This is a genomic window from Donghicola sp. XS_ASV15 (genome assembly GCF_041224595.1).
Classification (GTDB): domain Bacteria; phylum Pseudomonadota; class Alphaproteobacteria; order Rhodobacterales; family Rhodobacteraceae; genus Donghicola.
Genome location: NZ_JBGFGN010000120.1, coordinates 31464 through 44502 on the forward strand (window position 1 = coordinate 31464; position 13039 = coordinate 44502).

The 13039-nt window shown below is 58.3% G+C and carries 14 protein-coding genes; 4 read left to right on the forward strand and 10 right to left on the reverse strand.

What is annotated here, in order from left to right:
• The first annotated feature begins 128 nt into the window (after window positions 1-128).
• Window positions 129-752, forward strand: coding sequence for a ribonuclease T (locus tag AB9K37_RS06850; RefSeq protein ID WP_369836353.1), 624 nt, complete (start codon window positions 129-131; stop codon window positions 750-752).
• A 12-nt stretch (window positions 753-764) separates the two neighbouring features.
• Here the strand turns inward: AB9K37_RS06850 and AB9K37_RS06855 are convergent, their stop codons facing one another.
• Window positions 765-1748, reverse strand: a complete 984-nt coding sequence (locus AB9K37_RS06855; protein ID WP_369836356.1) for an NAD(P)H-quinone oxidoreductase — start codon at window positions 1746-1748, stop codon at window positions 765-767.
• Between the two features lie 12 nt (window positions 1749-1760).
• Window positions 1761-2453, reverse strand: a complete 693-nt coding sequence (locus tag AB9K37_RS06860) for a COQ9 family protein (RefSeq protein WP_369836359.1) — start codon at window positions 2451-2453, stop codon at window positions 1761-1763.
• A 111-nt stretch (window positions 2454-2564) separates the two neighbouring features.
• Here AB9K37_RS06860 and rpsU point away from each other — a divergent pair, with 111 nt between their 5' ends.
• Entirely contained in the window at window positions 2565-2768 is a 204-nt protein-coding gene (gene rpsU / locus AB9K37_RS06865; RefSeq protein WP_072709771.1) for a 30S ribosomal protein S21, read from the forward strand.
• Between the two features lie 119 nt (window positions 2769-2887).
• Here the strand turns inward: rpsU and AB9K37_RS06870 are convergent, their stop codons facing one another.
• The 7 genes from AB9K37_RS06870 to AB9K37_RS06900 are packed head-to-tail and all read right to left on the reverse strand — an operon-like array spanning window position 2888 to window position 8286.
• A complete protein-coding gene (locus AB9K37_RS06870) occupies window positions 2888-3796 on the reverse strand; it encodes a lysophospholipid acyltransferase family protein (protein ID WP_369836363.1) in 909 nt (302 codons plus the stop codon).
• A 22-nt stretch (window positions 3797-3818) separates the two neighbouring features.
• Window positions 3819-4097 (reverse strand): HPr family phosphocarrier protein, encoded by a 279-nt coding sequence (locus AB9K37_RS06875; RefSeq protein WP_369836365.1) that lies wholly within the window; start codon window positions 4095-4097, stop codon window positions 3819-3821.
• Window positions 4098-4105: 8 nt separating this feature from the next.
• Window positions 4106-4498, reverse strand: a complete 393-nt coding sequence (locus AB9K37_RS06880) for a PTS sugar transporter subunit IIA (RefSeq protein ID WP_369836368.1) — start codon at window positions 4496-4498, stop codon at window positions 4106-4108.
• Window positions 4495-5397, reverse strand: a complete 903-nt coding sequence (gene rapZ / locus AB9K37_RS06885; RefSeq protein WP_369836370.1) for an RNase adapter RapZ — start codon at window positions 5395-5397, stop codon at window positions 4495-4497. Before rapZ ends, AB9K37_RS06880 begins: the two co-directional genes overlap by 4 nt.
• A 7-nt stretch (window positions 5398-5404) precedes the next feature.
• Entirely contained in the window at window positions 5405-5863 is a 459-nt protein-coding gene (locus tag AB9K37_RS06890; protein WP_369836373.1) for an HPr kinase/phosphorylase, read from the reverse strand.
• 3 nt (window positions 5864-5866) lie between these two features.
• Entirely contained in the window at window positions 5867-7585 is a 1719-nt protein-coding gene (locus AB9K37_RS06895; protein WP_369836376.1) for a sensor N-terminal transmembrane domain-containing protein, read from the reverse strand.
• Complete coding sequence (locus tag AB9K37_RS06900) at window positions 7585-8286, reverse strand: response regulator (RefSeq protein ID WP_369836378.1); 702 nt, start codon at window positions 8284-8286, stop codon at window positions 7585-7587. The genes AB9K37_RS06895 and AB9K37_RS06900 overlap by 1 nt, the downstream gene beginning before the upstream one ends.
• Before the next feature lie 335 nt (window positions 8287-8621).
• Between AB9K37_RS06900 and AB9K37_RS06905 the strand changes: the two genes are divergently transcribed.
• Window positions 8622-10220: a phosphoenolpyruvate carboxykinase gene (locus AB9K37_RS06905; protein WP_369836380.1), complete on the forward strand. Its 1599-nt coding sequence runs from the start codon at window positions 8622-8624 to the stop codon at window positions 10218-10220.
• A gap of 107 nt (window positions 10221-10327) precedes the next feature.
• On the opposite strand, the gene AB9K37_RS06910 is transcribed toward AB9K37_RS06905, so the two are convergent.
• Window positions 10328-11098, reverse strand: coding sequence for a sulfite exporter TauE/SafE family protein (locus tag AB9K37_RS06910; protein WP_369836384.1), 771 nt, complete (start codon window positions 11096-11098; stop codon window positions 10328-10330).
• 147 nt (window positions 11099-11245) lie between these two features.
• Between AB9K37_RS06910 and AB9K37_RS06915 the strand changes: the two genes are divergently transcribed.
• On the forward strand, window positions 11246-12934 hold the full coding sequence (locus AB9K37_RS06915) for an acyl-CoA dehydrogenase family protein (RefSeq protein ID WP_369836382.1): 1689 nt from the start codon (window positions 11246-11248) through the stop codon (window positions 12932-12934).
• Window positions 12935-13039: the final 105 nt, after the last annotated feature.

Consider the following 13039-nt stretch of genomic DNA (forward strand, 5'->3'; position numbering starts at 1 on the left):
TGGTCACTCCTTGAATAGACTTCCCCCGTCGCCCGCCTTCGGGGCTGTCCTGCCTTGGCAGAACTGTTCACAATTTACGGGGAACTGAGGGGCGATATAGCGTGAAACGGGTAAAAGGAAAAGGGCAAATGCGTTGGATGATAGGACTGCTACTTTCAGCAGCTGTGGCACATGCCGAGGGCGAACCAGCTGGTGAGTTCGACTATTACGTCATGGCCCTAAGCTGGAGCCCGACGTGGTGCGCGATTGAGGGCGATGCGCGGGACGCCGAACAGTGCGACACCGATCTGGGATGGAGCCTGCACGGCCTTTGGCCGCAGTTTCACCGCGGATATCCCAGTTATTGCAACACTGTAGAGCGTGCGCCATCTCGCCGCGAAACCGGCGAAATGGCCGATATCATGGGCTCTGGAGGGCTGGCGTGGCATCAATGGAAGAAGCATGGGGTCTGCACTGGCCTGAGTTCAAACACCTATTTCGAACTATCCCGTGAAGCCTACGGGTCCATCACCCGTCCTGACGTCTTTCGCCGGTTGGAGGAAGAGGTCCGCCTGCCCGCCTCTCTGGTCGAAGAAGCTTTTATCCAAGCGAATCCCCAGCTTGAGCCAGATATGCTGACGGTCACCTGCCGCGACCGCCGCATCCAAGAAGTCCGCATCTGCCTGTCCAAGGATTTGGACCCCGTGCCCTGCGGGCAGGACGTGGTGCGCGATTGCACGCAAAAGGATGCGCTGTTCGCCCCTATTCGCTAGGGGCGATGCTCTTTAGCTGACTTTCAGGACAATCTTGCCGATGTGCCCGCTGCTTTCCATGCGGGCATGTGCTTCGCTGGCTTGGTCCAAAGCAAATTCGCTGTCCATCACGGGTTTGATCTGACCAGCGCTTAGCAGTGGCCAGACTTTTTCGCGCAATTCAGCCGAGATGCGCGCTTTGGCCAGATCACTCTGGGGGCGCAGAGTGCTGCCGGTGATCGTCAGGCGGCGCATCATGACTTGGGCAAAGTTCAATTCAACCTTGGGCCCCTGAAGGAAAGCGATCTGCACCAAGCGTCCGTCGTCGGCCAGCGATTTGACATTGCGCGGCAGATAGCTGCCCCCGACCATATCAAGGATCAGGTTCGCTCCGCCCTCGGACCGGATCACCTCGACGAAGTCCTCATCTCGGTAATTGATAGCGCGCTCTGCGCCCAGATCGACACAAGCCGCACATTTGTCAGCAGACCCGGCGGTGACAAACACACGGGCGCCAAAGTGGCGGGCAAGTTGAATCGCTGTCGTGCCGATACCTGACGACCCACCATGGATCAGGAACCGCTCGCCAGCCTGCAAGCCGCCCCGCTGAAAAACGTTCGACCAAACGGTAAAGAAGGTCTCGGGCAGGCAGGCCGCCTGATCCATCGACATGCCGTCAGGGATGGGCAAGCAGTGCGCTGCAGGCGTTGCCACGTACTCTGCGTAGCCTCCGCCAGGCAGCAGGGCGCAGACCTGATCGCCGACCTTCCACTCAGACACGCCCTCGCCCACGGCGCTGATCTCGCCCGAAGCCTCAAGGCCCGGCAGGTCGCTGGCACCCGCAGGCGGGTTGTAGAGACCCGCACGCTGCAAAGCATCGGGGCGGTTCACACCCGCATAGGCCACACGGATCACAACCTCGCCTGCTTTCGGCTCCGGAATGTTACGCTGCGCTGGGGACAGCACTTCGGGGCCGCCCGGTTGAGCGATTTCGATCACGCGCATGTCTTGGGTCATTTCGTCCTCGGGTCAGCTTTGGGATTTCGGGGCCATGTGACCCGGCAACCCCTGATCGTTCAAGCGCGAAGGGGCCTTGATGTGCGAAAGTACCGCATTCGGCCCCGCCATCAGTTTGGACAGAAATGGGCTTTTACGCACGGTCGCCTTCATCTTTTCGATCTGCATGACATTCTCGATCCTGCGGTCAAGGAAGACCCACGTCGCTTCGTGCCCTTCGCTTTCGTCTCCCAGCCAGTAGAGTACGGTCGAAGAGTAGACGCCGGCCAGTGTCGCGCGCTTGGTGTACCAGTTCACATCGTCCGATGTGTCACCAATCGAGTTCCAGATCGCGTCACAAGTCTGCCAGACCAGCTTGGTCCCGTCAGCGGCGTTCTGGGGTAGCGAAAACAGGGTCATGCCGCGGCGGACCAGCTCTTTGTCCTCGACCAGTTCCAGTCGCGTGCGCACAGCAAAGGTGATCTTTTCGCGGATTTTCATTTCCGCAGCATCGGGTTCCGCCATGCGCATCACCATTTGCGCGTCGCCTTCCTGATGAAACGCAATGGCTAGGTCGACGGCCCCACGAGGGCACACGGCGCTGGCCAAAACGGGATCAATCCCTGTGTCGGCAACAGCCGCCTGATAGGCAGGGCGGGTCCACCCATCAAAGGGGACGTGCATCTTGATCGCGTCGAGAAGCTGTGCTTTGGGCGAGTCAGTCATAAGGGTGCTCCGTCTGTTTCTCCGGATGCTAGACAAACTAGGGCGCCGATGCTATAGGGCCACTTCCTGCTATTGATTGAAACTCTAAACTAGAAAGGTGGTGACACCGGTATGCAGGTCAGTGTTCGTGACAACAATGTCGATCAGGCGCTCCGCGCCCTGAAGAAAAAGCTTCAACGTGAAGGCGTTTTCCGTGAAATGAAGCTTAAACAGCACTTCGAGAAGCCCTCTGAGAAGAAGGCACGCGAGAAGGCAGAAGCGATTCGCCGCGCTCGCAAGCTGGCACGTAAAAAGGCCCAGCGCGAAGGTCTATAAAGACATTCAGTCGCACTGAAAAAGAATTGAGACCCCCGAGGCCCGGCCGCGGGGGTTTTGCTTTGTGCGCCTATCGGCGCAGGCCTGCGGCCAATGGGTATTTTTACCAAGAAAGAGAGTTAGGCGGTGGTGCCTAAAGCGAGCGTTTGCTCGCGCAGCCAGCCCATGAAGCCACGCGGGTTGGTGGACCATTTCGCGATCTCGTCGCGGTCGAAGACGTTGCCAACCACGGGTGCCTGCGGTTTGTTCAGGGCATGCACGACTTCGTGCAGCAGCAGGCCCTGACGCAAGGTTGCTGAAGTCCGGTTTGCCATCTGGTACCAGCGCGAGTTTGAGCCCGGGAAGAAGATCGGCAGCACCTCCGCCTTGGAACGCTGGATCATTTTCGCGGTAAAGGGGTTCCATTCCCGCTCGATCGCGGGTCCGAACATGGTATCGGATGAGGCGACGACGCCTGACGGAAACAGAACAATGGCGCCGCCATCCGACAGGTGATCCATCGCCCGTTTGCGCATAAGCAGGTTCTTCTGCAAGGCGTCCTCTTCGTGTGCGAAGGGAACCGGGATCATGAATTCGTCGATCTCGCCCACGCCTGTCAGCAAAGAGCGCGTCAGAATTTTGTAGTCGGTGCGGCGGCGGCCCATGAGTTCCGCCAGCACCATACCGTCGACCAGCCCATGTGGGTGGTTTGCGACCACGATCAAAGGGCCCGTCTCTGGGATGCGGTTGATCTGCTCCTGTGGGGTCTCGAGCGGAATCCCCATCACTTCGAGCGCCTGTTTCCAGAAGGGCTGACCAAAGGGCACGCCCATCGCCTCGAAACGGCGGATCAAGCGCAGAAGACGTAGCTTGCCGGTCAAGAATTCCATCGTCTGAATGGTACGACGCTGGAACGCATTATCAAACGTGGTCGCATAGGACAGGCGACGGCGATCATAGGATTGATCGGACAACTTCCCACCATCGCCCTGACCGTGCAAATGCCCTGTCTGTACGGTGTCAGAATGGGAATCGGGTGTGTCCGTCACGTCGGTTGCCTCCTGCACCGGATCACATATCTTCGCCGAAGCGATCAGCGACCAGCGTTTCCAGAGCCTCGACCAGTTCAGCCGCTTGGGGGCCGGTGGTTTCGACGTCAATCGATGTGCCATGGGCAGCAGCGAGCATCAGAAGGCCCATGATGCTGTCGCCAGACGTCGACATCCCACCATGAGACACCTCTGCGCGTGCATCGAATTGCTCGACCACTTCGACGAATTTGGCCGAAGCGCGGGCATGTAGCCCTTTGACATTAATAATCGGAAAAGTGCGGCAGAATGAATGTGACATGGGACTTCTTAGTCTGCACTGACGTCGCAACTGTCAATATATTTCCGCCCCGCAGTTAGAGCGCATTGCGCCGCTTCGGGTACGTTCAAATGGCGGCTTTTCGCTAGCTTGATCAACATCGGCAAATTGGCGCCGTACAGGATACGCCGGTTCTTGGGGCTGCATGCGCGCAGGCTCAGATTTGAAGGCGAGCCTCCGAACATATCTGTCACGACGATCACACCATCACCGGAATCGACAGCATCCGCCGCCGCTGAAATTTCGCGCTGTTTTTGTGCACGGTCATGATCCGGTTCGATCGAAATTGCGCTGATCCCGCTCTGCGGACCCACCACATGCTCGACTACGGCCAGGTATTCTTTGGCCAACCCACCATGCGCGACGATTACGATCCCGATCACGCCTTGCCTAACTTACCCTTAGCAGACCCACCTTGGGCCTGTCGTTCCAATTCACGGTGTCTAATTGACACCTGCCATCCGGCAGTTGCAAGGGCTTTGGATAGGTTTTCTGCGAGTGCAACAGAGCGATGCTGCCCTCCGGTGCAGCCAAACCCTATCGATAGATAGGATTTTCCCTCCTGCGCGTATTGTGGCAACAGGAACTCAACCAGACCTTTGACCCGATCAAAGAACTCATCGTAGCGTGGATCAGCTCCGATGTAGGTCGCAACTGGTTCGTCCTGACCGTTCATTCCGCGCAAGGCGGGCTCCCAATACGGGTTTCGCAAGAATCGGGCATCAAAGATCATGTCGATTCCGCGGGGCGTGCCGCGCTTGAAAGAAAAGGACTGGATCGAGACTGCCAGATTTCCTTCTTCGCCCACAGCGAACTGGCGTTCGATCTCGGCTTTCAGATCGTGGGGCGTCATCTCTGATGTGTCGATCAGGATGTCTGCTCGTGCACGGATCGGAGCAAGCAGGTCAAGTTCACGCTCGATCCCGACCTCCGCGCTTTCTGCAGGCGACAGCGGGTGGCGGCGTCTGGTTTCGCTATATCGGCGCAGCAGGACTTCGGGATGGGCGTCCGTATACAGTAGCTGCACGCCGCTTCGGGGATTTCGGGCCAGATCCTCGAGCGCATCAAGCATCGCGTTCATGCTAAAATCGCGGTTCCGGACATCCAGCCCCAACGCCAGCCTGTCCCCCTCGGACGCGTCTTTCACAATCGCAGGCAAGAGCCGAAGGGGCAGGTTGTCGATGACTTCGTAGCCCAGATCCTCCAGCGCATTGATAGCCGTTTTACGTCCAGACCCCGAAGGTCCGGTGATCCAGATCACGCGTGGTGGTTGTTCGGACATGAGCCTATCACCCCTCAGCTATCCCTTGAGAGAGATATTGCATAAGCGCCGCAGGGAAATAACCCTCTTCTACTTTTTGCAGAACAGGGATGTGCAGTCCGAACACAGTTAGCGCTCGCGGGTCAGGCAATCGCTGGGTTTCGGCGCACTCCATGTCGACAAAGGCGACCACAGGCGCATCATGCGCGACCTCGGCTCTCAGAATGCCGACCCCACGTGCCTCAATCCGGCCTGTGATTGTTTTGGGACAACTCGCGATGATCTGCTCCTCGTGTCGCGTCAGGATCGTCCGATCATCGGCGATCAGGGTCGCGCCAAGCGCCATCAGTTGCAGAGCCAGACCGGACTTCCCGCTGCCAGATTGTCCAAAGAGCACCAAGGCCTGTCCATGCACCATGACACTAGATGCGTGGACCCATGCCGGCCCCTGCCCCTCTGCAATCTCTTCGATTCGAGAAACATTCATGACTTACAGAGGCAGACCAACCACAAAACGTGCCCCAAGGGGATCGGTGGACGGATCTGCGTGGGTCGCACGAATGTTCTCGGCCCAGATCACGCCGCCATGCGCTTCGACAATCTGCTTTGAAATCGCCAAACCCAGGCCTGAATTGTTGCCGAACTGTCCTTCGGGACGGTGGGAGTAGAAGCGTTTGAAAATCTTGGTCAGTGACTGTTCGGGAATACCTGGCCCAGTGTCTTCGACCACGACCAGAACCCGATTGTCGCGCTGCCGCGCCCAGACCCGGATCGCATCCCCCTCGTCACAAAAGGAGATCGCGTTGGTGATCAGGTTCACAAAGACCTGTGCCAAGCGGGCTTCGAGTCCCGTCAGCTCGATCGAGTCTTGCGGCAGGTCCGAGATGAAGTCGATGCCTTTGACCTTCGCATCCTCACCCAGATACTGAATCAGGTTGCCCAGCATGGTTAGCAGGTCAAAGGTTTCTTCTTCCTCGCGCACCAGTTCACTGTCCAGTCGAGAGGCGTTCGAGATATCGCTGACCAGTCGATCCAAGCGCCGTACATCATGTTCAATGACCTCGAGCAGCTTTTCTTGCTGCTCCTGCCGCTTGGCCACATGCAATGTCCCGACAGCAGACCGCAAAGAAGCGAGCGGGTTCTTGATCTCGTGCGCCACATCGGCGGCAAACTGTTCGTTGCTATCAATCCGCTCGTACAAGGCGCCCACCATACCGCGCAGGGCTTCTGACAGGCGACCGATTTCATCAGGGCGTGCAGACAAATCAGGAATTCTGACGCGGCCAGGACTGTAACGAGTGCGGTTGCGATCACGTCCAATCTCTGCGGCGGCCGCCAGATCGGACAGTGGGTTCGCAATAGTCGAGGCCAAGAGCAGGCTCAAACCGACCGAGACGAACAGCGCGACCACGAACATGCGCAAGACGCGCTCTCGCTCCACACTCACCAAACGGTCAATCTCGGTTGTCGAACTGGCCATTGCGATCGCACCAACTGGTAGGTCACCCACCATGATTGGCGTCGCAACTGTAAACACTGTATCGCCAAAAGCACCGACACCAGTGGCCATCCGAGTCTCATTAATGCGCGCACCACCGATCATGTCGCGCACGATCTCTTCGTTCTCGACCCCGGCGGCAACCGAATCAGTCGGCGCAAAAAATTGCACCATCCACTGCCATACTGTCGTCAGCGCATCGGTGATGTAGGTGTCGTTTTCGCCCACATCTGCGAGTTCCGCGCGACTGCGCGTCCCCTCAGCGACCGCCATCAGGTTCCCGCTGCCGTCGAATACGTAGACCTCGGTGCCGCGGTACAGTGTCATCGCGGCCAAGGTATCCTCGGCGCGAATACCGGTCACATTGTCGACACCGCCTTCGGCCTGCGACAGGAGCCGCGCCTCAAAGACATCAGCGACAAGCTCTGCCTCTGCGGCCAAAGAGGTTGCCCGCTGCAATGCTAGAGATTCCCTTGAGGGGTTCAGATAGAGAATACCCGCCAGCAATACGATCAGACCCAGCAGGTTGAAGGTGATGATCTTGCGGGCCAGCGGCGACGTGTTCAGCGTCAGCACACCGCGCTTGGCGGCTGTTTCCCGTTCGACCGTTTCGTGCAGAGCGTCCGGAGACACGTAATCATCACCCAGCACGATGTCAGCCGACCGAACGGCCCGCTTTTGCACTGCTGAGGTATCTCCGATGTCAGTCATCACTCTTCGTTATACCGGTATCCGACGCCGTACAGGGTTTCGATCGCAGAAAACTCCGAATCAACCATTCGCATCTTCTTGCGCAAGCGCTTGATATGACTATCGATTGTGCGGTCGTCTACGTAAACCTGATCATCATAGGCCACATCCATCAGCTGGTCGCGGCTTTTGACAAAGCCCGGACGCTGCGCCAGTGCCTGAAGGAGAAGGAATTCCGTAACCGTGAGTGACAAGTCCAGACCTTTCCAGGTCACAGCGTGACGCAGCGGGTCCATAGACAACTGCCCACGCGCCATCACTTTGCTTTCTTCGACTTCGCCTTCGCTGTCACTGTTCAAGGCATCCTGACGGCGCAGCAGCGCACGGATCCGCTCGACCAGAAGACGCTGAGAAAATGGCTTTTTGACATAATCGTCAGCGCCCATTCGCAAGCCCAGAACCTCGTCAATCTCGTCATCCTTGGAGGTGAGGAAAATGACGGGCATCGAAGTTTTCTTGCGAAGACGCTGTAGCAGATCCATGCCGTCCATGCGCGGCATCTTGATGTCCAGCACAGCCATGTCAGGCAGCTTTTTCTCAAAAGCCTCTAACGCTGCTTGGCCGTCGTTGTAGGTCTCGACTTCAAACCCTTCTGCTTCAAGGGTCATGGCAACCGATGTCAGGATGTTGCGATCATCATCCACCAGAGCAATTCTGGACATAACTCATTCCTTGTACTGCACGATTATTTTTTCTTACAGTTATGCAGGGATTTCGTATCTCTCCGCAATCCTTTTTGCGATTCGCGAATTTGGTACTATTCGAACGTGGTAATTATGTTAGCGGTCGAATTCTGACAGACTGTCGCAGACCAAAGTCCTTCTTCGAAGTCATGTTTGCGATAAACTGAATTTGGTTGCGCTAACAGGAGCTTAGCATCCTATTCATTTCCTTTTCCATCATGCTAAGGACGCCTTTACCGACACGTTGCATCGAGGCAACGACATCGGGGCCCTATCAAGTTTTGTGACCGCTGGCGCGGACAGGAGTGAAGAAAATGGCATTTGGACGGGTAAACCCGCAGCATCGGCTTGAAGATCAAGGGATCAGTGAGCTGGGTAATGTCTATTATAACCTCATGGAACCCGCGCTCGTGGAGGCAGCGGTAAAGAATAACGAAGGTCGCCTCGGTCGTGGCGGTGCTTTCCTGGTGACCACCGGCAAGCACACCGGCCGTTCGCCCAAGGACAAATTTGTTGTCCGCACCCCCAGCGTCGAAGACACGATCTGGTGGGAAAACAACGCCCCCATGGAGGCCGACAAGTTCGACATCCTGCACGAGGACATGCTCGCCCACATGAAGGGCAAGGATTACTACGTACAGGATCTGTTCGGCGGCGCCGATCCGGCCAACCGTCTGGACGTGCGCGTTGTGACCGAGCTGGCATGGCATGGCCTGTTCATCCGTCACCTGCTGCGCCGCCCCGAGCTGGACGAGCTGGACGAATTCGTTCCCGAATTCACCATCATCAACTGCCCCTCGTTCAAAGCAGACGCTGAAAAACATGGCTGCCGCAGCGAGACCGTGATCGCACTGAACTTCGACAAGAAGCTCATCCTGATCGGCGGTACCGAGTACGCAGGCGAAAACAAGAAGTCGGTATTCACTCTGCTGAACTACCTGCTGCCCGCCAAAGGCATCATGCCGATGCACTGCTCGGCCAACCACGCCACCGGCAACCCCGTGGACGCGGCTGTGTTCTTTGGTCTGTCGGGCACCGGCAAAACCACCCTGTCGGCAGACCCGTCGCGCACCCTGATCGGTGACGACGAGCACGGCTGGTCGGACAAGGGCACCTTCAACTTCGAAGGCGGCTGCTACGCCAAGACCATCAACCTGAACGCCGAAGCCGAGCCCGAAATCTACGCGACCACCACCAAGTTCGCGACTGTGATCGAGAACATGGTATTCGACGAAGAAACCCTCGAGCTGGACTTCGATGATGACAGCCTGACCGCCAACATGCGTTGCGCGTACCCGCTGCATTACATCTCGAACGCGTCCTACTCGGCTCAGGGCGGCCACCCCAAGAACGTCATCATGCTGACCTGTGATGCGTTCGGTGTTCTGCCCCCGATCGCGCGTCTGACACCTGCGCAGGCAATGTACCACTTCCTTTCGGGCTTCACGTCCAAGGTTGCAGGGACCGAGCGCGGCGTGACCGAGCCCGAGCCCACCTTTTCGACCTGCTTTGGAGCTCCCTTCATGCCCCGCCGCCCCGAGGTTTACGGCAACCTGCTGCGTGACAAGATCGCCAAGCACGGTGCAACCTGCTGGCTGGTGAACACCGGTTGGACCGGCGGCGCCTACGGCACCGGCAAGCGTATGCCTATCAAGGCAACCCGCGCCCTGCTGACCGCTGCTCTGGACGGCAGCCTGAGCGCAGTCGAGTTCCGCAAGGACCCGAACTTTGGCTTTGATGTGCCTGTGGACGTTCCCGGTGTGCCCGAAGTGCTGCTGGATCCCCGCCGCACTTGGGGTGATCCCGAAGCCTATGACGCGCAGGCAGAGAAGCTGGTCAAGATGTTCTCGGACAACTTCGAGCAGTACGTGCCCTACATCGACAAAGACGTTAAGGCCGCTGCAATCGGTTGATTGGAGTGAGGGGGCGCTGCCCCCTCTTGCCTATGGCAATTCACCCCCGGGGTATTTTGCCAACGTGAAGATAAGTCGCCGGTCCTGGTTGGGCCGGCGATTTTCGTTTAGCCCATCAGGCCACGACGGATCAGGTTCAGGCCTGCGATCATCAGGACCAACAGGGTCGCTTTGCGAAACGCGTTTTGGTCGATCCGGTCGTTGACCTTGAGGCCAAGCCACATCCCAATGATGGCAGGCGGAACGATAGCGATCGAGAACGGCAGGGTTTCGGCGCGGACGACCCCCGATCCAATATGAGCGAACAAGAGGACGATCGCGCCGAGGCCGTAGATTACGCCTTGGACGCGAATGTGGTCACGCTTGGGCGTATCCAAAGCCGTCAGGTACGCCACTGTTGGCGGCCCCCAGACACCGGACAGCCCCCCGATGAAACCGGCAAAAGCCCCGATCCCGATTTCGGTGGTTCGGGTCGGCGGAGAGGCGATGCGCAGGGGCATCCCAGCTAGCTGCGTCGCAGCGAAGATGACGATGGGCACCCCGATGATCAGCAGCATCAGCTCGGCAGGGATAGTACGCACCAACTGGGCACTGATGATCAGAACGATAAGCAGCGTCCCAAGGTATCTGCGGAACTTCAGCAATGATTCCCATGCGGCACGCGGGCCTTGGCGCATGGCCTGCATCCCGTTGGTGATCACGGTCGGCAGAATCAGCCCAGCGAGCGCCAATTCCGGCGAAATAACAGAAGAAAGGCCGGAAATTAGAATCATCGGCATGGCAAACCCCACCATACCTTTGACCACACCAGCAATGAAGGCGACACTCAGAGCCAGCACAAACGCCGACGGTGTCATAAGATGCGTTACGAGTTCCATTTCAGCCATTTAGCATGCCCCTGAGGGCGATAGGTAAAAACTTCAACGCGCAATAATGGGTACACTTTCGTCCCGTGTTCGGTATTTTTATTGCGCTGCGCCTGCAAAGGCTCTAGTTCTCTGCACAAGCATTATAGGAGATGACTCATGGCACATGACGGACAGGACTTCGCAGCGCAGACCGCGACGCTGCTTCCCGATTTGCTCAGCCTGACCGAGGCTGCGATCGCGCCCGCCGAGGCGATCCTTGAACAAGCGCTGAACAATGTCCGCGCGATGGTGACAGACGGCGACCGCGTTTCGAACGCTCTGGTCGAGCAGAACCAGACTGCCGCGCACGGTGTGGCGTGGCTGGCGACCTATGTCGAGGCGCTGCGCGAGATGCACCGTTGGGCAATCGCGCTGAAGGAAGAAGGCAAGTTCGGCGAAACTGAGCAGCTGATCCTGCAGATCGCGTTCGGCGAATACCTGAGCCAGATCGCTGGCGGCATCCAGATGAACCAAGGCGAGATCATTCGCGTGTCCGATATGGGCGTCTCGCCCGAGGCCGTCGCAGAGATGATGACTGACGCGGTCAAGACCTTGATCGCGAGTGGCAACTCTCAGGCCGCGCGCGTGCGCCTCGTCGAAATCATGCGCGACAGCCGTGCGAACGTGACCACAGGCCAATCCGGTCTGGACGAAGAGATGGAGATGATCCGCGAGCAGTTCCGCCGCTATTCGGTGGACCGCGTGGAGCCCCATGCCCACGAATGGCACCTGAAGGACGAGCTGATCCCGCTAGAGATCATCAACGAGCTGGCGGAAATGGGCGTCTTTGGCCTGACCATCCCCGAGGAATACGGCGGGTTCGGCATGTCCAAAACCGCGATGTGCGTTGTCTCGGAAGAGCTGTCGCGCGGCTATATCGGCGTTGGTTCGCTTGGCACCCGCTCCGAAATCGCGGCAGAGCTGATCCTTGCTGGCGGCACCGAAGAGCAGAAGCAGAAGTGGCTGCCCGAACTGGCCTCTGCCGAGAAGCTGCCGACTGCTGTGTTCACCGAGCCGAACACTGGTTCCGACCTTGGCAGTCTGCGCACCCGCGCGGTCAAGAATGCCGATGGCGACTATGAAGTGACCGGCAACAAGACCTGGATCACCCACGCGGCGCGCACCCACGTGATGACCCTGCTGGCGCGGACCGATCCGTCGACCGACAACTACAAAGGTCTGTCGATGTTCCTGGCCGAGAAGACCCCCGGCACTGACGAAGAACCCTTCCCGACCCCCGGAATGACCGGCGGCGAGATCGAGGTTCTGGGGTATCGCGGCATGAAGGAATATGAGCTGGGCTTCGATAAGTTCGCGGTCAAAGGTGAAAACCTGCTTGGCGGCGAAGAAGGCCAGGGCTTCAAGCAGCTGATGCAGACCTTTGAGTCGGCCCGTATCCAGACCGCAGCGCGCGCTGTTGGTGTGGGCCAGTCAGCTCTGGACGTGTCGATGCGCTATGCCGAGGACCGCAAGCAGTTCGGCAAGTCGCTGATCGAATTCCCCCGCGTGGCCAACAAGCTGGCAATGATGGCGGTGGAACTGATGATCGCGCGTCAGCTGACCTACTTCTCGGCCCGCGAGAAGGACAACGATCGTCGCTGTGACCTTGAGGCTGGTATGGCCAAGCTGCTGGGAGCCCGTGTTGCTTGGGCGGCGGCGGACAACGGTCTGCAGATCCATGGCGGCAACGGCTTCGCGCTGGAATACACCATCAGCCGCATCCTGTGTGATGCGCGCATCCTGAACATCTTTGAAGGTGCTGGTGAAATTCAGGCGCAGGTCATCGCGCGCCGTTTGCTGGGCTAAGGTTCGTGGGGGTCTGCCCCCCCCCCCCAAGGCCTTTTTCCCAAACGAAAAAAAAACCACCCTTTCTTTCTTTCTCTTCTCCCCCCCCTACACCGCCCACAAAAC